The organism is Kitasatospora sp. NPDC050463 (genome assembly GCF_040655255.1).
Taxonomy (GTDB): Bacteria; Actinomycetota; Actinomycetes; order Streptomycetales; family Streptomycetaceae; genus Kitasatospora.
Genome location: NZ_JBFAJO010000041.1, coordinates 66071 through 82541, shown reverse-complemented (window position 1 = coordinate 82541; position 16471 = coordinate 66071). Strand labels below are relative to the sequence as shown.

The following is a 16471-nucleotide window of genomic DNA, read 5'->3' as shown; positions in this document are numbered from 1 at the left end:
ACCACACTAAACAACTACCCCACCCCTCCGATCTCCCGATCTTCCGGCCGGTTCCCCCCCGGCCCCCCCGGGGGGGGGGGGGGGGGGGCCCCCCCCCCCCCCCCCCCCCCCCGCGGCCCCGGCTGCCCGGGCTCAGCTGCCCGGGCGGACGGTGATGTCGGTGATCTCGGCGTCGCGCGGGACGTCCAGGGCGGTCAGGATCGCCTTCACCACCGACTCGGGCGTGATGAAGCGGTCGGCGTCGTACTCCTTGCCCTCCTGCTGGTGCACCTTGCGCTGCATCGCGGTGGCGGTGCGGCCGGGGTACACGGAGGTGACCCGGACGCCGTGCCCGTGCTCCTCCAGCCGCAGCGAGTCCGCGAGCGCCTTCAGACCGTGCTTGCTCGCCGCGTACGCGGACCAGTCGGCGTGGGCGTTGAGCCCGGCGCCGGAGTTCACGAAGACGACGTGGCCCTTGACCAGCCGCAGCGAGGGCAGCAGCAGGCGGGTCAGCTCGGCGGGCGCGACCAGGTTGACGTTCAGGGTGTCCTGCCAGGCCTTGACCGGCAGCTCGCCGACCTGGCCGAGCTCGACGACGCCCGCGACGTGCAGCAGCGAGTCGAGTTCGATCGGCATCGCCTGGTGGCCGAAGGCCCAGGAGAGCTTGGCCGGGGCGCCGAGGTCGCCGACCAGGGTCTGCGCCCCGGGGAAGCGCTCGCGCAGTTCGGCGGCGCGGCGGGCGTCGCGGGCCAGCAGCCAGAGGTCGTCCCCGCGTTCGGCGAGGCGCTCGGCGAGGACGGCGCCGATGCCGGAACCCGCGCCCGTGATCAGATGTGCAGCCATGCCCGCGATCCTCTCAGGCCTTGAGCTGTGCGAAGACCTCGGCCGGGGTGTCCGCGAAGCCGATCAGCTCGCCGAGTGGGCGCGGCAGGAAGCCCTCCGCGTCCATCCGCTCCAGCTGGGTGCGCAGGCCCGCGTAGAAGCCCTCGGTGTCCAGCACGATCACCGGCTTGTCGTGCAGCGCGTGCTTCTTCAGCTCCAGCACCTCGGTGACCTCGTCCAGCGTGCCGAGGCCACCGACCAGGACCACCACGGCGTCCGCGCGCATCAGTAGCTGCGCCTTGCGCTCGGCGAGGTCGGCGGTGGTGATCAGCTCGTCGGCGCCCTCGTACGCCTTGTGCCGGAGCAGCTCGACGGAGACCCCGACCAGCCGGCCGCCGGCCGCCTTCACCCCGTCGGCGAGCAGCCCCATCAGGCCGGCGTGGGAGCCGCCCCACACCAGGGTGTGCCCACCCTCGCCGAGCAGCCGGGCGAGCTCGGCGGCAGGGGCGGTGTAGCGGTCGTCGAGCGAGTACGCGGAGCAGAAGACAGTGATGTTCATAGTGCTCCCCGGTCTATCACGCTCCGGTTCCCCCGCTCACCGCCTTTACGGCCGGCGGACGCCTCGGCCCGCCCGGTGACCGGCTCCGGCCGATCACCGGGCGGGCCGGCGGTGCGCGTCAGTCGGCGCGCGTCAGTCGGTGCGCGCGGCGACCAGCATGCGGATGGTCATCGGCTCGGCGAGGACGAGCTCCAGCACCTGCTCGACATGGCGGAAGTGCGCGGTGGCGAAGTGCTCGGCGAGGGCCTGCCGGCCTGTCCATTCCTCGACGACCACCATGCGGGCGCGGTTGTTGGGGTCGCTGTAGGGCTGGTAGGCGAGGCAGCCGGGCTCCTCCAGGGACGGCTCGATCATCGCCTCCAGGGCGGTGCGGAGCCGGTCCTCCTGTCCTGGCGCGGCCAGGCACTGGGCGACGACGGTGAGGGACATGTCGGTGCGACCTCCTTGGGCGGCGGCGGCCGGCTACGGGCGGGCGGGGCCGGTGCCCGCGCCGGTGGCGGTGATGGCGGTGGCGATCTCGTCCAGATCGGCCGGCGTCAGCTCCACCGCCCCCGCCCCGATCCAGCCGTCGACCTGACCCGGCTTGCGGGCGCCGACGATGGCGCCGGTGATGCCCGGCCAGGCCAGCACCCAGGCGACGGCCGCCTCCGCGACGGTGACGCCGTGCCGCTCGGCGACGGGGCGCAGGGCGTCCGCCAGCCGGAGGTTGGCGGCCAGGCCCGTGGTGAAGTCGTGGTGGGCGGCTCGCCAGTCGCCCTGGGGCAGGTTCGCCACGCGCTCGGCGGAGAAGGTCCCGGTGAGCAGCCCGGACTGCAGCGGGGAGTAGACGATCACGCCCGTGCCGTGGGCGTGCGCCCAGGCGATCTCGGCCGAGGCGGAGCGGTTGACCGCCGAGAACGGCGGCTGGATGACATCGATGTGAGCGATCCGCTCGGCGGCCTCCAGCTGCGCGGTCGAGTGGTTGGACAGGCCGATCGCCCGCACCTTGCCCTCGGCCTTGAGATCCGCCATGACCTGCCAGTACTCCTCCAGCGGGGTGGCGTTCGGGGAGACGGCGCCGCTGCCGTCGCCCGCGTACTCCAGCGACTCGCCGGTGTCCGGCCAGTGCACCTGGTACAGGTCGATGCGCTCGACGCCCAGGCGGCGCAGCGAGTCCTCGATCTCGCGGCGGACGCCGGCCGGCTCCATGGTCCGGCGGGGCGCGGCCAGCGGGTTGTCCGGATCCCAGACCAGGCCGACCTTGGTGAACAGGTACGGGCGGTCGGCTTCGGGCAGGTCGGCGACGGCCTTGCCGACCAACTCCTCGGCGTGGCCGAGTCCGTAGACGGCGGCCGTGTCGATCCAGTTGACGCCCGAGGCGATCGCGTGCCGGATCGCGGCGATCGACTCGGCGTCGTCGGTGGCACCCCAGCCGAAGTGCCAGCCGGATCCGGCCACCGCCCAGGAGCCGAATCCGAGGCGGGTGATGTCCATCCCGGTGCCGCCGATGGCACGGGTGGGCAGGTGCGTGGTGGTCATGGCGGAGTACTCCCTGTGAGACGGGTGTCGGGCGCCGTGGGCACCCCGGGGGCCGGACCTCTCCGGCGCTCCCCACCCTGCTCGGCCGGCGCCGCCCCACCCAGTGGCAGCCGGTGCCTGGGCACGGCATGACCAGGCTGGAGCGGCGCCGGCGGGGAGCGGGGCGGGGATACTGGCCGCATGGCACTGGACAGACGCGCGGAGCTGGGTGAGTTCCTCCGGTCCCGCCGGGCCCGGCTGCGGCCCGAGGAGCTCGGACTGCCGGACTACGGCGGCCAACGGCGCGTTCCCGGCCTGCGCCGGGAGGAGCTGGCCCGGTTGGCCGGGGTGAGCGTGGACCACTACGTCCGCCTGGAACAGGGGCGCACCCTGCACTTCTCCCGGGAGGTCCTGGACGCCGTCGCCCGCGCGCTGCGCCTGGACCCGGTGGAACGCGAGCACCTGTACCGACTGGCGCGGCCGTGGCCGGACTCGGACCGGCGGGAAGGGCCCGCGCAGTCGCAGCAGGTGCGGCCGGGGCTGCGCCGGCTGCTGGACTCGGCGGCCGACGTACCGGCGTACGTCGTCGGACGGAACACCGACGTCCTGGCCTGGAACCCGCTCGCGGCCGCGCTGATCACGGACTTCGGCGCACTGGCGCCCCGGCAGCGGAACCTGGCGCGGCTGGTCTTCCTGGACGAGGGGATGCGGAGCCTGTACACCGACTGGCACGGCAAGGCCGGCGACGTGGCCGCCTACCTCCGGCTCGATGCGGCACGCCACCCGGACGACCCGCGCACCACGGCACTGCTGGACGAACTCTCTGCCGCCAGCCCGGAGTTCCGCGAGGCATGGGCAGCTCACCGGCTCCAGGACAAGACCCACGGCCGGTATCGCTACCGGCACCCTTTGGTCGGCGAACTCGACCTCGGCTTCGAGACGCTGCGGCTCCCCGACGACCCGGACCAGGCACTGGTCGCGCACACCGTGGAGGAGGGCTCACCGTCCCAGACCGCACTGCGACTGCTGGCCGCCTGGGCCCGAGAGACCCTGCCGGCGACCTGAGCCCGCCCCCGGGGCCACCTGGGCATGTCGGTCCGAGAGCACACCCAGGACGGCGACCAGACCTGCGGCGAGACGGTCCGCGGGGGCGGCCTCGCCGGGGGCCTGCGCCGGCCGGTGGGACGCCAGGCGGGCGGCGAGCCAGCCCTGGGAGGCCCAACCGGCCTCGATGGCCATGGCGGTGACCCGGCGCAGCAGGTCGTCACCCGGGACGGCGCAGGCGGAGTCCTGGAGGTCGGGCGGCAGGTGCTCGGTCATCCGCTCCCAGTGCGAGAGGCCGGGCGGAGCCGGCTGTTCACTCGCGTGCGGAGTGGTAGCTGTCACCACAACAGCAACCATCTCCTCTACCTGGTGAGGGACTTCCTGGTTCAATCCGCACGTGCGGAGCTTCGAGCCCTCACGTGCGGACATGCCCGGCTCCGCACGTGCGGACTTCCGCTCGCCGCAGTGCGGCCTCGACAACGCCGCACGTGCGGACTTCACCGACTCCGCACGTGCGGGCTTGTCGACGGCGCAGCGGAGTTCCTCCTGCTTGACGCGCTGGGAATCGGCGCGCAGGACGGCGAGGGCGGCGTCCCAGTCGGGGACGCCGCCCAGGGGCATGGTGACGGCGTAGCCGCGCACGCGGACGCCGGAGGGGCCATGGACGAGGGCCATGACTCCGGCCGCCTCGGCGGCGCGGTAGAAGCCGGGGACGGAGTCCTTGGAGACCCGGCAGGCGCGGGAGAACCAGAGGTTGGACGGCGGGCAGTGGAGGTTGGTCCCGTCCGCGTCGGCCTTCTGCGCGGCGTGCAGGAGGAAGAGGACGAAGGACGGCCCGAGGGACTTCCAGGGCCCGCCGGTCGGGACGCTCTGCATCCACTGCCCGACCCGGATCCGGAACTCGTTCGCGGGTGGGGTACCGGTGGGCCGGGCGAGGGCGAGGGCCTCGGTCGTGACGACGTGCACGTTCAGCCTTTCGTGGCCGATATGCGAGCCGGAAGGCAGCCTGACTGGCATACTGGCCGAGCTTTGGAGTGCGCGGACGCCGGAACCGCCAAGTTGTAGGCGCACGCGCAGTAATGGCCACCGCCCAACTGGGCGGTGGCCATTGCAGTTTATGCCAAACGAGCAGCGCATTTGACGGAGAGTCAGAGATTCACTGCGGTGAGTGCTCGCAGGCCCGGAGCCGAGGACTCGACCGAGGCGATGGCGTGCGCCCGCTCCACGTCGGCCGCCCCCGTACCGGGGGCTCCGCGAACGCCTCCGCGAACACCTCCTTCAACTGCGGCTCAAGACCTGCTGTTTCCTCGCCGTGAAGAAGCCGAACAGTCACTGTCACATCCACCTCCCGATCACGTGTTGATTCCACGTCCCCGCCCCGGATGCACACCCGGCCGACGATCTACTCTCCGAGCAGGAACCGGCCGTCGTGGGAGCGGATACTCGGCGCAGAGTCGTCCCGGAGCGCGTCCAGCACGCGCACGGCGTACACCTCGGCCATCCGGTCGGACACCTCAGCGGGCGTGAGCCAGTCGACTGCGGTCGACTCGGTCGAGAGCTGCTCGGTGCCGCCCTCGGGGTGGCAGCGGAGGACGAGGGCGACGATTCCACGGTTCACGTTCTTGTAGACGCCGGTCAGCCGCTCCACACCGACCTTGATCCCGGTCTCCTCGAAGACCTCGCGCCGCACCCCGTCCTCGATGGACTCCGACAGCTCCAGCACCCCGCCCGGCGGCTCCCACGTCCCGTTGTCCGCCCGACGGATCGCCAGTACCCGGCCGTCCGCACGCACGACCGCCCCCGCGACGGACACCGAATGGAGTGGCGTTGACTGGGGCTTCCCCGCGCTGTTACTCATCTGCAGGAGCATAGGAGTGCTGCTTCCCTATCGGCCTGAGTCGGTGCTCCAAGCCAGGCCGGGCCTCTGCCGACTACGAGCCGGGCCGCACGGAGTACGAGGTGTACCAGTCCGGCCCCCGCCGGCTCTGGGACGAGGTGGCCGCCACGTACCGGTGGTGGGTCGACCAGGGCCGCCCCGGGTACGAGCGGTTCGGCCTGACAGTCACCCCGGACGGGCAGCGCATCTGGCTGGACTCCCCGGACCGCCCCGTTCCGCAGCACGCGTGACACACACGGGGGCCCGGCCGTCCGCCGCGGACGGCCGGGCCCCGGAAAACGGAGACTACGCGCGGACCGCCCGGCGCTCGGTGGTCGCGATGGTGGCGGAGCCGACCACACGGTTGCGTTTGCTTCGTTTGCTGCGGATACTTCAGTTAGGCGACTCGAATGGGAAGGGAACCTCATGGCCACCACCGCACAGGGCCGCAAGCTGGAACCTGGCGTCATCAAGGCCCAGGACGCCGAACGCGCACTACGCCGCATCAACGAGTACCTCGCCCTCACCGAGGGCAGCAACGAAGACATCCAAGTACACCTGGAGATCGGCGCCCAGGATGAGGCACTGGTCCTGCCCCGGCCGGCAGCCGAGCTGATCGCTGCCATGCTTGCCGCACTCGCGAGCGGCAAGGGCGTGCAGATCATGCCCTTGGACACGGAGCTCACCAGCCAGCAGGCGGCTGACATCCTTAATGTGTCCCGGCCCTACCTCATCGGGCTGCTGGACGAAGGAAAGATCCAGTACCGCCGTGTCGGTAGACACCGGCGCATCCGCGTCGAGGACCTCATGCGTTTCAAGCGCGAGGACGACCAGCGTCGACACGACGCGGCCAATGAACTGGCGCAGCTCGGACAGGATTTGGGGCTGGACTGACCGATGGCCTTCGTCGTCGTATATGACTCGTGCGTGCTGTACCCGAACGTGGTCCGTGACCTGCTCATTCGAGTGGCGCAAGCAGGCATGGTGCAGGCCAAGTGGTCCGACAGATCCTGGACGAGATGAGCCGCGCCCTGCGCGAGCAAAGGGGGACCGACCCCGACAGGCTGCAGCGCTTACGGCGGCTCATGAACGACTCGATTCGTGACGTGTGCGTCACGGGCTACGAACCTCTCATCGAGGCGCTCAAGCTCCCCGACCCGGACGACCGACATGTGCTTGCAGCGGCGATCAAGAGCAAGGCGCAGATGATCGTCACCGACAACCGTAAGGACTTCCCGCCTGCCCCGCTCGCTGAGTGGGACATCGAGGCGAAGAGTGCCGATTCGTTCTTCCTTGACCTGCTCGGTCTGGACGACCGGATCGTCTACGCCTGCGTGCAGCAGATCGCGGAGTCGCGCCGCAACCCTCCGGAATCGGTCGACGGCATCCTGGAGCACATGGAGCGATCCGGCTTACGCCGGACTGTCGCCGCCCTGCGCATGGGGCCGGGCTCGGTCTCCCACATGACCGCCGAGGCGGACGAACAGCTCGGAACCGTCGAATGAGGACGGACGGTCCGGGCGATCCGGACTACGCGCGGACCGCCCGGCGCTCGGTGGTCGCGATGGTGGCGGAGCCGACCACGCGGGTGCCGTCGTACAGGACCACGGCCTGGCCGGGGGCGATGCCGCGCACCGCCGAGTCCAGCCGGACGTGGAGCTCGCCGTCGACGACGGAGGCGGTGACCGGGACCTCCTCGCCGTGGGCGCGGAGCTGGGCGGTGTAGCGGCCGTCGGCGGCGGGGGAACCGCCGCACCAGCGCGGGCGGATCGCGGTCAGGGCCGTCACGTCCAGGCCCTCGACGGGGCCGACGGTGACGGTGTTGTTCACCGGGGAGATGTCGAGGACGTAGCGCGGCTTGCCGTCGGCGGCCGGGCGGCCGATCCGCAGGCCCTTGCGCTGGCCGATGGTGAAGCCGTAGGCGCCGTCGTGCTCGCCGAGCTTGGTGCCGTCCGCGTCGACGATGTCGCCGGTGGCGGTGCCGAGGTGCTTGGCCAGGAAGCCCTGGGTGTCGCCGTCCGCGATGAAGCAGATGTCGTGGCTGTCGGGCTTCTTGGCGACGGCCAGGCCGCGGCGCTCGGCCTCCTCGCGGATGACGTCCTTGGTGGTGTCACCCAGCGGGAAGAGCGAGTGGGCGAGCTGGTCGGCGTCGAGCACGCCGAGCACGTAGGACTGGTCCTTGGCGGCGTCGACGGCGCGGTGCAGCTGGCGCTCACCGGAGGGCAGGTCGACGGTCCGGGCGTAGTGGCCGGTGCAGACGGCGTCGAAGCCGAGCGCGATCGCCTTGTCCAGCAGCGCGGCGAACTTGATCTTCTCGTTGCAGCGCAGGCAGGGGTTGGGGGTGCGGCCGGCCGCGTACTCGGCGACGAAGTCGTCGATGACGTCCTCGCGGAACCGCTCGGCGAGGTCCCAGACGTAGAACGGGATGCCGATCACGTCGGCCGCCCGGCGGGCGTCGCGGGAGTCCTCGATGGTGCAGCAGCCGCGGGCGCCGGTGCGGAAGGACTGCGGGTTGGCGGAGAGCGCCAGGTGCACGCCCGTCACCTCGTGGCCCGCTTCGGCGGCACGGGCGGCGGCGACGGCGGAGTCCACCCCGCCGGACATCGCCGCGAGCACACGCAGGCGGCCAGTGGACGGGGCGGTCGGGGCACCGGGGAAGTCAGTCATGATGCCAACAAGGGTACGTGGTCACGGCTGACTCACGACCGGATTGTTCAGCGCCTCGCGGCCGCCGCCAGCCCCGCGTTGCGGGCGCGCTGGACCACCGGTGCGATGGCGTCGGCGAGCGCGGTGACGTCCTCCCTGGTGGAGGTGTGGCCGAGCGAGAACCGCAGCGAGGCGCGGGCCAGCAGCGGGTCGACGCCCATCGCCAGCAGGACGTGGCTGGGCTGCGGCACCCCCGCCGAGCAGGCCGAGCCGGTCGAGCACTCGATGCCCTGGGCGTCGAGGAGCATCAGCAGCGCGTCGCCCTCGCAGCCGGGGAAGGAGAAGTGCGCGTTGGCGGGCAGCCGCCCCTGCGCGGTCGGGTCGCCGTTGAGCACCGCGTCCGGGACGGCGGCCAGCACCGAGGCGACCAGTTCGTCGCGCAGCGCGCCGAGCACGGCGGCGTGCTCGTCCCGCCGCTCGACCGCGAGCGCGGCGGCGGCCGCGAAGCCCGCGGTGGCCGGTGCGTCCAGCGTGCCGGAGCGGACGTCGCGCTCCTGGCCGCCGCCGTGCAGCAGCGGGACGGGCGTGGCGCCGCGCGACAGCAGCAGGGCGCCGATGCCGTACGGGCCGCCGACCTTGTGGCCGGTGACGGTGAGTGCGGTGAGCCCGGACTCCGCGAAGGAGACCGGTACCTGACCGAGCGCCTGGACCGCGTCGGCGTGCATCGGGATGCCGAACTCGGCCGCCACTGCGGCGAGTTCGGTGACCGGCTGGACGGTGCCGACCTCGTTGTTGGCCCACATCACGGTGACCAGCGCGACCGAGGCGGGGTCACGTTCGATCGCCTCGCGCAGCGCCGCCGGGTGGACCCGGCCGTAGCCGTCCACCGGCAGGTACTCGACCTGGGCACCCTCGTGCTCGGAGAGCCAGTGCACCGCGTCCAGCACCGCGTGGTGCTCGACCGGGCTGCACAGCACCCTCGTCCGGGCCGGGTCGGCCCCCCGCCGGGCCCAGTACAGGCCCTTGACGGCCAGGTTGTCGGACTCGGTGCCGCCGCCGGTGAGGACGATCTCGCTGGGGCGGGCGCCCAGCGACTCGGCCAGCGACTCGCGGGACTCCTCGACCACGCGGCGGGCCCGGCGGCCGGACGCGTGCAGGGAGGAGGCGTTGCCGACGACCCCCAGGTGCGCGGTCATCGCGGCGATCGCCTCGGGCAGCATCGGCGTGGTCGCCGCATGGTCCAGGTATGGCATAACCATCCGATTGTAGTGGGCCCCCGCACCCGGCTCGGGCCACCGGTGCAATCCGGCCACCCCGGCCGCCGGACCCGGGAGCCCCGGCCGCCGGACGCCCGCGTCCGGGGCCGGTTTGGTCGGCCGCCGGGGCGAGCGGTTAGCCTGGCGGCCGACCACGAACGAGGCCGAACGGGACAGGACTGGGGGCGCGATGTCGCAGTCGGTCGACCGCGCCCTGACCCTCCTCGGCTCCCTCGGCGACGGCCCGGTCACCCTCGACCAGGCCGCGACCAGCATCGGCGTGCACAAGTCCACCGCGCTGCGCCTGCTGCGCACGCTGGAGGAGCACGGCTTCGTCCACCGCCAGTCGGACCGGCGCTACCGGCTCGGCGGCCGTGTCCTCTCGCTCGCCCACCGGGCGCTGGAGGAGATCGACGTCCGCCGGATCGCCGCGCCCTATCTGGCCGCCCTCAACCGGCGCTGCGGGCTGACCGTCCAGCTGGCCGTGCTCCAGGACGGCGAGGTCCTCTACCTGGACGAGCTGGCCGGCCGCTGGCCGGGGAACGGTTCCGCCCGGCCGAGCCGGATCGGGCGGCGCGCCCCGGCGGCCGGCACGGCGATCGGCCGGGTGCTGCTGGCCGGCCTGCCCGAGGACGGCGTCGGCGAGGAGGAGCTGTCCGCGGAGCTGGCCGCCGTCCGGCGCCAGGGCTGGGCGGCCGAGTCGGCCGAGCACCGGGAGGCGGTGGCCTGCGTGGCCGCCCCGGTGGCCGGCAGCGCCGGGCGGCCGATCGCGGCCTGCGCGGTCAGTGCACCGATCGACCGGGTGTCGCCGGTCGAGCTGGTCCGGCTGCTGCCCGAGCTGCTCTGCACCGCCGAGGCGATCTCGCTGGCGTACGGGGGCTCGCCTACTCCTCGCTGGTGCGAGAACCGTTGCGGTGCCAGGCCCGCGGTGCGCGCCAGCCGTACTTGAGGGCGAGCACCCGCAGCACGAAGGCGGTCAGCGCGGCCGCCGTCCCGGTGAGCGCGGTCAGCCGGTCGAGGCCGATCAGCACCACCACCAGCGCGGAGCCGACCAGGGCCGGGACGGCGTAGATCTCCCGGTCCCAGCGCAGCAGCGAGGGGATCTCTCCGGCGAGCACGTCGCGCATCACGCCGCCGCCGGCCGCCGTCACCATGCCGAGCGCCATCGCGGCCACCGCGCCGAGGCCGTAGTCGTGCGCCTTGGCCGTCCCGGTGACGCAGAACAGCCCGAGGCCGAGCGCGTCCAGGGTCTGCACCGCACGGTTGATCCGCTCGACCTCGGGGTGCAGGAAGAACACCACCAGACCGGCCACCAGCGGCGTGCTGAAGTACCCGAGGTTGGAGAAGGCCGCCACCGGGGTGGCTCCGATGACGAGGTCCCGCATGACCCCGCCGCCCAGCGCGGTCACCTCCGCCAGCACACAGATTCCGAAGATGTCCATGTTCTTGCGCACGGCCAGCAGCCCTCCGGAGAGGGCGAAGACGAAGATGCCGACCAGGTCCAGGCTCTGCTGCACGTGGGAGGGGAAGATCTGCGATGTCACCGGACAACTATGGACCCACCGGGCACCGCGCTCCGCCGGACGTCACGCGCACGACACCGCCGTCACGATCGGCGACGCCCGGCCGTGCGCGCGACGCCCGGCGAAGCACTCCCGCCACGCGAAGGGGCGCGGCAGCCGCCCGAAGGCAGCGGCCGCGCCCCTCGCGACAGCGGTCCGTCACGCCGTGGCGAGCGCCTTCTCGCCGCGGCCGCCGCTCTCCGGGGCGTTCTCCGGGAAGTGGCACGCCACCTGGTGGCCGGACTTCAGCGCGACGAGCGGCGGCTCCTGGCTCGCGCAGACGTCCTGGGCCTTCCAGCAGCGGGTGCGGAACCGGCAGCCGGACGGCGGGTTGATCGGGGAGGGCACGTCTCCCTTGAGCAGGATCCGCTCACGCCCGCCCTGCTGCCGGCGGCGCGGGTCGGGAACCGGCACGGCGGACATCAGCGCGGTGGTGTACGGGTGCATCGGGGCGGCGTAGAGCGAGTCCCGGTCGGCGATCTCGACGACCTTGCCGAGGTACATCACCGCGACCCGGTCCGAGACGTGCCGGACCACCGAGAGGTCGTGCGCGATGATCAGGTAGGTCAGGCCGAGCTCGCGCTGGAGGTCGTCCAGCAGGTTGACCACCTGGGCCTGGATGGAGACGTCGAGCGCGGAGACCGGCTCGTCGGCGACGACCATCTTGGGCCGCAGCGCGAGGGCCCGGGCGATGCCGATGCGCTGGCGCTGGCCGCCGGAGAACTCGTGCGGGTAGCGGTTGTAGTGCTCGGGGCTGAGCCCGCACAGCTCCAGCAGTTCCTGGACGGCCTTCTTGACGCCGCCCTCGGTCTGCACCTTCTGGAGCCGGAACGGCGCGCCGACGATGGTGCCGACGGTGTGCCGGGGGTTCAGCGAGGAGTACGGGTCCTGAAAGATCATCTGGATGTCGCGGCGGAGCGGCCGCATCGCACCCGTACTCAGGTGGGTGATGTCGGTGCCCTCGAACTCGATCTTCCCGGCGGTGGGTTCGTCGAGGCGGGTGACCAGTCGGCCCATCGTCGACTTGCCGCAGCCGGACTCACCGACGACGCCCAGGGTCTCCCCCGCGTTGACCGTGAAGTCGATGCCGTCGACGGCCCGCACCGCCCCGGTGTTTCGGCGCAGCAGGCCGCCCTTGATCGGGAAGTGCCGGGTCAGGCCGGTCACCCGGAGCAGCGGCTCGCGGTCGGGGGCGGGCGCGGGAGCGGGCACCTTCTTCATGGGCTCGGGGGCCGCCGCCTGAGTGTCCGTCATCGGTTCTCTCCAGAATGGTGGTACGAAACCGGGCTCACAGCCGGGGCGCGATCTCTTCGGTGAAGATGCGGTGCCGGTCGGCGGCGGCGAGGTGGCAGGCCGCGTGGTGCCCGGGCGCCGCCTCGACCAGGACGGGGGTCTCGTCGACCGAGCGCCCGCCGGTCAGCTCCGCGTACGGGCAGCGCGGGTGGAAGGCGCAGCCGGACGGCACGTTGATCAGGCTGGGCGGGGTGCCCTTCACCGGGACGAGCCGCTCCTGGAGCTCGCGGTCGAGACGCGGCATCGAGCCCAGCAGACCCCAGGTGTAGGGGTGTTGGGGCGCGTCGAAGAGGGTGTCGGCGGGGCCGCGCTCGACGCACTTGCCGCCGTACATGACCAGGATGTCGTCGGCGAGTTCGGCGACCACCCCGAGGTCGTGGGTGATGACGATGACGGCCGAGCCGAACTCCTGCTGGAGGTCGCGGATGAGGTCCAGGATCTGCGCCTGGACGGTGACGTCCAGCGCGGTGGTGGGCTCGTCGGCGATCAGCAGCGAGGGGTCGTTGACCAGGGCCATCGCGATCATCGCGCGCTGGCGCATGCCGCCCGAGAACTGGTGCGGGTAGTCGTCCACCCGGCGGTCGGGCTGCGGGATGCCGACCCGGTCGAGCATCTCGACCGCACGGGCGCGGGCCTGCTTCTTGGTGGCCTGCGGGTGGTGCACCCGGTAGGCCTCGATGATCTGCGCCCCGACGCTGTAGTAGGGGTGCATCGCGGTGAGCGGGTCCTGGAAGATCATCGCCATCTGGCGGCCGCGCAGCTGGCGGACCCGCTCGGGGCCGGCCGCGACCAGCTCCTCGCCGTCCAGGTGGATCTCGCCGCTGATCCGGGCCCGCTTGGAGCGGTGCAGGCCCATGATGCCGAGCGAGGTGACGGACTTCCCGGAGCCGGACTCGCCGACGATCCCGAGGGTCTTCCCCTTGTGCAGGTCGAAGCTGACCCCGTCGACCGAGCGGACCAGGCCGTCGTCGGTGTCGAAGTGGATCCGCAGGTCCCGCACCGAGAGGAACGGGTCCCCGGTCGGGGGGGCCACCGCCGCCGGGGTCTTCTGGAGCTCGGTCACGACAGCCTCACTCGGGGGTCGACAGCGGCGTACAGGAGGTCAACCACGAGGTTGCAGAGGACGATGAAGAACGCGGCGAGCAGCGTGACGCCGAGGATCTTCGGCAGGTCGTTGTCGGCGATCGCCGAGACCGCGAAGGCGCCGACGCCCTGGAGCGAGAAGACCTGTTCGGTGATCAGCGCGCCACCGAGCAGCAGGCCGAGGTCCATGCCGAAGATGGTGACGACCGGGGTGAGCGCGGAGCGCAGCCCGTGCTTCACGACCACCTTGCGCTCGACCAGGCCCTTGGCCCGGGCGGTGCGGATGTAGTCCTCGCTCATCGTCTCCAGCATGCCGGCGCGGGTGAGCCGGGCGTAGAGCGCGGAGTAGAGGAAGGCCAGCGAGATCCACGGGAGGATCAGGTTGCGGGCCCACATCAGCGGGTCGGCGGTGAAGTCGACGTACTGGAGGTTGTCCAGGATCGGCCACTCGTAGCTGAAGAGCGTGAGCAGCAGCGCACCGGTGAAGAAGACCGGCAGCGAGACGCCGGCCAGGGCGATGCCCATCGAGAGCCGGTCGAAGATCGACTTCGGCTTGAGCGCGGAGATGACACCGGTGGTGACGCCGGAGACCAGCCAGAGCACGGCGGCACCGATGGCCAGCGAGAGCGTGATCGGGATGCGCTTGGTCAGCTCGGGCCAGACCTCAAGGTGGTTCTTGAAGGAGTAGCCGAAGCAGGGCACGTGGCAGGTGGCCGCGTCCGGGCCGAACTTGTACTCGGCCCCGGAGACCAGCGCCTTCAGGAAGCGTCCGTACTGGACGTAGATCGGCTGGTCGAACCCGAGGTTCTTCTTGACCGCCGCGACCGCCTCGGGGGACGGGTTCTTCCCGATGTACTGGGTGGCCAGCTGGTCGGTCGTCTCGCCGGCCATGCGCGGCAGCAGGAAGAAGATCGCGAAGGTGACCGCGCTGACCACCAGCAGCAGCACCACGGCCGCGAGCGTCCTGCGGAGGATGTAGGCAAACACAGTTGGGCGGCTCCGGCGGCCCGCCGCCGTCCGGGATCTTCCGGACGGCGGCGGGCGCCGCTGCCTTCACCTGCCTTCAGGGATACGGAGCCAGGCTCTTACTTGGTCGTACCGATGTTCAGGTAGTCGTACTCACCCGAGAAGGCCGAGGTGGAGACGACGTTGGTGGCGGTGTCCGAGCGGTACAGGAACACCTTGAAGTAGGTCAGCGGGACGTAGACCGCCTGCTCCATGACCTTCTTGTCGATCTCCGCGTAGATCTTCTCGCGGGCCGCCTGGTCGGTGTTGACCGCGGCGTCGTCGATCAGCTTGTTGATCGCCGGGTCGTTCAGCGAGGCCAGGTTGCTGTTACCGGCCTCCTTGATGGCGCGGCCGTCGACGATCTGCTGCAGGAAGCCGTAGCCGGTCGGCCAGTCGGCGCCCCACTGCATCATCATCAGGCCGATGTTCTTCTCCTTGTTCTTCGCCGGCACGCCGACGTTGTCGGAGAGGTACTTGCCCTGCGGGAACTGCTGGATCTCGGCGATGATGCCGACCTTCTTCAGCGCGGCCTGGATCGAGGTCGCGGCGGCGATCTCGGTGGCGCGCTCGGTCCGGGCACTCAGGACGGTCGAGAAGCCGCCCTCCTTGCCGCAGGCCTTGAGGGCTTCCTTGGCCTTGGCCTCGTCGCCCTTGTTGTCCTTGGTCTCGTACAGGTTGGTGTCCTGGTGACCCGCGATGTCGGCCGGGAGCACGGTGTTGGCGATCTGGCCGCGGATCGGGCCACCCATCGCGGTCTGCACCGAGACCTTGTCGATCGCGTACTGGACGGCCTTGCGGCACTCGACGTTGTCGAACGGCGCGACGTGGGTGTCGATCGCGGTGTAGACCAGGCGGCCGCCGTACGCGTTGTCGGTCTTGGCCTTGAGCTTCGGGTTCTGCAGGATCTGCGCCTGGGTCTGCGGGTCGACACCGCCGCCGACGAGGTCCACCTGGGCGTTGCCGGCCAGCAGGTCCTTGTCGATGGTCGACTGCTCGATGTTCATCTTGAGCAGGATCTTGTCCGCGAGCTGCTTGCGGATCGGGTCGCTGGCCTTGTCCCAGTTGGTGTTCGGCACCAGCGTCAGCTGCTTGCCGTCCTCGTAGGACTCGAACTTGTAGGCGCCCGAGGCCATCGGGTGCTTGACGTAGTCGGCGCCCTTGTCCTTGTCCTTGGGGACCGGCACGGTCTGCGGGGCGGAGACCATGTAGTCGAAGTCCGCGAAGGCGTGCTTCAGGTGGAAGACGACGGTCAGGTCGTCCGGCGTCTCGATGGACTTCAGGTCGCCGGTGGTGTCCTTGTACGGGCCCTCGTACGGGGTCGGGTTGTCGACCAGCAGGTCCTTGAAGTACGTCGGGCCGTTGGAGAACACGTCCGGCGCCCAGTTGGAGCGCTCCACCGCGTACTTCACGTCCTTGGACGTGATCGGGCTGCCGTCCTCGTACTTGAGGCCCGCACGCAGCTTGTACGTCCAGGTCAGGCCGTCCGCGCTGGGCTGGCCCAGGGACTCGGCGAGGTCCGGGACCAGCTTGTTGCCCTCCTCACCGGGGCCCGGCGCGAAGGTGGTCAGCGGACGCCCGTACAGGCGCGAGAAGTTGTAGAGGTACGCGTAGTACGTGTTGCCCGGGTCCAGCGAGTCCGGCGTGCCCTTCATCTCGTAGGTGACCGTCCCGCCCTTCTTGTCCGAGGCGTTGACGATGCCCTTGGTGGCCGCGTCGGCGCCACCGCCGGACGCGGCGGAGGAGGACGAGCTGTCCCCGCTCTTGGAACCGGAGGAACACCCGGTGACGACCAGGACCGCGGCAGCGGCCGCTGCGGTCAGCGCGACGGTACGGGACCTACGCATGG

17 protein-coding genes and 1 pseudogene are annotated in these 16471 nt (G+C 71.4%); 5 read left to right on the top strand and 13 right to left on the bottom strand.

Annotated features, from left to right (window positions below; all coding sequences use genetic code 11):
* Positions 1-132: 132 nt before the first annotated feature.
* The 4 genes from AB0J08_RS24925 to AB0J08_RS24910 form a co-directional block, all read right to left on the bottom strand.
* The gene (locus AB0J08_RS24925) at positions 133-822 is read right to left on the bottom strand and encodes an SDR family oxidoreductase (protein ID WP_360638350.1); all 690 of its coding nucleotides are present in this window, start codon (positions 820-822) and stop codon (positions 133-135) included.
* A 13-nt stretch (positions 823-835) separates the two neighbouring features.
* Positions 836-1360 carry a TIGR00730 family Rossman fold protein gene (locus tag AB0J08_RS24920; protein WP_360638347.1) on the bottom strand — a complete coding sequence of 175 codons (525 nt, stop codon included), beginning with the start codon at positions 1358-1360 and terminating at the stop codon, positions 836-838.
* Positions 1361-1492: 132 nt separating this feature from the next.
* The gene (locus AB0J08_RS24915) at positions 1493-1789 is read right to left on the bottom strand and encodes a putative quinol monooxygenase (protein WP_360638344.1); all 297 of its coding nucleotides are present in this window, start codon (positions 1787-1789) and stop codon (positions 1493-1495) included.
* Between the two features lie 33 nt (positions 1790-1822).
* The gene (locus AB0J08_RS24910) at positions 1823-2878 is read right to left on the bottom strand and encodes an aldo/keto reductase (protein ID WP_360638341.1); all 1056 of its coding nucleotides are present in this window, start codon (positions 2876-2878) and stop codon (positions 1823-1825) included.
* A 180-nt stretch (positions 2879-3058) separates the two neighbouring features.
* Between AB0J08_RS24910 and AB0J08_RS24905 the strand changes: the two genes are divergently transcribed.
* Entirely contained in the window at positions 3059-3922 is an 864-nt protein-coding gene (locus tag AB0J08_RS24905; RefSeq protein ID WP_360638338.1) for a helix-turn-helix transcriptional regulator, read from the top strand.
* Here the strand turns inward: AB0J08_RS24905 and AB0J08_RS24900 are convergent.
* Positions 3857-4867, bottom strand: coding sequence for a hypothetical protein (locus AB0J08_RS24900; protein WP_360638335.1), 1011 nt, complete (start codon positions 4865-4867; stop codon positions 3857-3859). The genes AB0J08_RS24905 and AB0J08_RS24900 overlap by 66 nt on opposite strands.
* Before the next feature lie 436 nt (positions 4868-5303).
* Complete coding sequence (locus AB0J08_RS24895; RefSeq protein WP_360638332.1) at positions 5304-5771, bottom strand: NUDIX domain-containing protein; 468 nt, start codon at positions 5769-5771, stop codon at positions 5304-5306.
* A gap of 50 nt (positions 5772-5821) precedes the next feature.
* Here AB0J08_RS24895 and AB0J08_RS24890 point away from each other — a divergent pair.
* From AB0J08_RS24890 to AB0J08_RS24880, 3 genes and pseudogenes are all read left to right on the top strand, one after another.
* Positions 5822-6028 (top strand): annotated as a pseudogene (locus AB0J08_RS24890) (protein-L-isoaspartate(D-aspartate) O-methyltransferase); the annotation flags it as partial.
* 175 nt (positions 6029-6203) lie between these two features.
* Entirely contained in the window at positions 6204-6671 is a 468-nt protein-coding gene (locus AB0J08_RS24885; protein ID WP_360638329.1) for a helix-turn-helix domain-containing protein, read from the top strand.
* A 125-nt stretch (positions 6672-6796) separates the two neighbouring features.
* Entirely contained in the window at positions 6797-7282 is a 486-nt protein-coding gene (locus tag AB0J08_RS24880) for a PIN domain-containing protein (protein ID WP_360638326.1), read from the top strand.
* Between the two features lie 25 nt (positions 7283-7307).
* Here AB0J08_RS24880 and mnmA read toward each other — a convergent pair whose 3' ends face one another.
* A complete protein-coding gene (gene mnmA, locus AB0J08_RS24875) occupies positions 7308-8444 on the bottom strand; it encodes a tRNA 2-thiouridine(34) synthase MnmA (RefSeq protein WP_360638323.1) in 1137 nt (378 codons plus the stop codon).
* A 47-nt stretch (positions 8445-8491) separates the two neighbouring features.
* Entirely contained in the window at positions 8492-9676 is a 1185-nt protein-coding gene (locus tag AB0J08_RS24870) for a cysteine desulfurase family protein (RefSeq protein WP_360638320.1), read from the bottom strand.
* Between the two features lie 193 nt (positions 9677-9869).
* On the opposite strand from AB0J08_RS24870, the gene AB0J08_RS24865 reads away from it, so the two are divergent.
* Complete coding sequence (locus tag AB0J08_RS24865; protein ID WP_360638317.1) at positions 9870-10628, top strand: IclR family transcriptional regulator; 759 nt, start codon at positions 9870-9872, stop codon at positions 10626-10628.
* Here the strand turns inward: AB0J08_RS24865 and AB0J08_RS24860 are convergent.
* The 5 genes from AB0J08_RS24860 to AB0J08_RS24840 form a co-directional block, all read right to left on the bottom strand.
* A complete protein-coding gene (locus tag AB0J08_RS24860; RefSeq protein ID WP_360638314.1) occupies positions 10564-11223 on the bottom strand; it encodes a trimeric intracellular cation channel family protein in 660 nt (219 codons plus the stop codon). The two genes, AB0J08_RS24865 and AB0J08_RS24860, sit on opposite strands and share 65 nt — an antisense overlap.
* Before the next feature lie 177 nt (positions 11224-11400).
* Complete coding sequence (locus AB0J08_RS24855; protein WP_360638359.1) at positions 11401-12462, bottom strand: dipeptide ABC transporter ATP-binding protein; 1062 nt, start codon at positions 12460-12462, stop codon at positions 11401-11403.
* Between the two features lie 67 nt (positions 12463-12529).
* Positions 12530-13597, bottom strand: a complete 1068-nt coding sequence (locus AB0J08_RS24850; protein WP_360638311.1) for an ABC transporter ATP-binding protein — start codon at positions 13595-13597, stop codon at positions 12530-12532.
* Positions 13594-14604 carry an ABC transporter permease gene (locus AB0J08_RS24845; protein ID WP_360638308.1) on the bottom strand — a complete coding sequence of 337 codons (1011 nt, stop codon included), beginning with the start codon at positions 14602-14604 and terminating at the stop codon, positions 13594-13596. Before AB0J08_RS24845 ends, AB0J08_RS24850 begins: the two co-directional genes overlap by 4 nt.
* A 98-nt stretch (positions 14605-14702) precedes the next feature.
* Entirely contained in the window at positions 14703-16469 is a 1767-nt protein-coding gene (locus AB0J08_RS24840) for an ABC transporter substrate-binding protein (protein WP_360638305.1), read from the bottom strand.
* Between the last annotated feature and the right edge of the window lie 2 nt (positions 16470-16471).

What these genes read in the sequence shown, in the direction of transcription:
- AB0J08_RS24925 (WP_360638350.1), bottom strand. Translation starts at nt 822, where the DNA reads ATGGCTGCACATCTGATCACGGGCGCGGGTTCCGGCATCGGCGCCGTC.
- AB0J08_RS24920 (WP_360638347.1), bottom strand. Translation starts at nt 1,360, where the DNA reads ATGAACATCACTGTCTTCTGCTCCGCGTACTCGCTCGACGACCGCTAC.
- AB0J08_RS24915 (WP_360638344.1), bottom strand. Translation starts at nt 1,789, where the DNA reads ATGTCCCTCACCGTCGTCGCCCAGTGCCTGGCCGCGCCAGGACAGGAG.
- AB0J08_RS24910 (WP_360638341.1), bottom strand. Translation starts at nt 2,878, where the DNA reads ATGACCACCACGCACCTGCCCACCCGTGCCATCGGCGGCACCGGGATG.
- AB0J08_RS24905 (WP_360638338.1), top strand. Translation starts at nt 3,059, where the DNA reads ATGGCACTGGACAGACGCGCGGAGCTGGGTGAGTTCCTCCGGTCCCGC.
- AB0J08_RS24895 (WP_360638332.1), bottom strand. Translation starts at nt 5,771, where the DNA reads ATGCTCCTGCAGATGAGTAACAGCGCGGGGAAGCCCCAGTCAACGCCA.
- AB0J08_RS24885 (WP_360638329.1), top strand. Translation starts at nt 6,204, where the DNA reads ATGGCCACCACCGCACAGGGCCGCAAGCTGGAACCTGGCGTCATCAAG.
- AB0J08_RS24880 (WP_360638326.1), top strand. Translation starts at nt 6,797, where the DNA reads ATGAGCCGCGCCCTGCGCGAGCAAAGGGGGACCGACCCCGACAGGCTG.
- mnmA (WP_360638323.1), bottom strand. Translation starts at nt 8,444, where the DNA reads ATGACTGACTTCCCCGGTGCCCCGACCGCCCCGTCCACTGGCCGCCTG.
- AB0J08_RS24870 (WP_360638320.1), bottom strand. Translation starts at nt 9,676, where the DNA reads ATGCCATACCTGGACCATGCGGCGACCACGCCGATGCTGCCCGAGGCG.
- AB0J08_RS24865 (WP_360638317.1), top strand. Translation starts at nt 9,870, where the DNA reads ATGTCGCAGTCGGTCGACCGCGCCCTGACCCTCCTCGGCTCCCTCGGC.
- AB0J08_RS24855 (WP_360638359.1), bottom strand. Translation starts at nt 12,462, where the DNA reads ATGAAGAAGGTGCCCGCTCCCGCGCCCGCCCCCGACCGCGAGCCGCTG.
- AB0J08_RS24840 (WP_360638305.1), bottom strand. Translation starts at nt 16,469, where the DNA reads ATGCGTAGGTCCCGTACCGTCGCGCTGACCGCAGCGGCCGCTGCCGCG.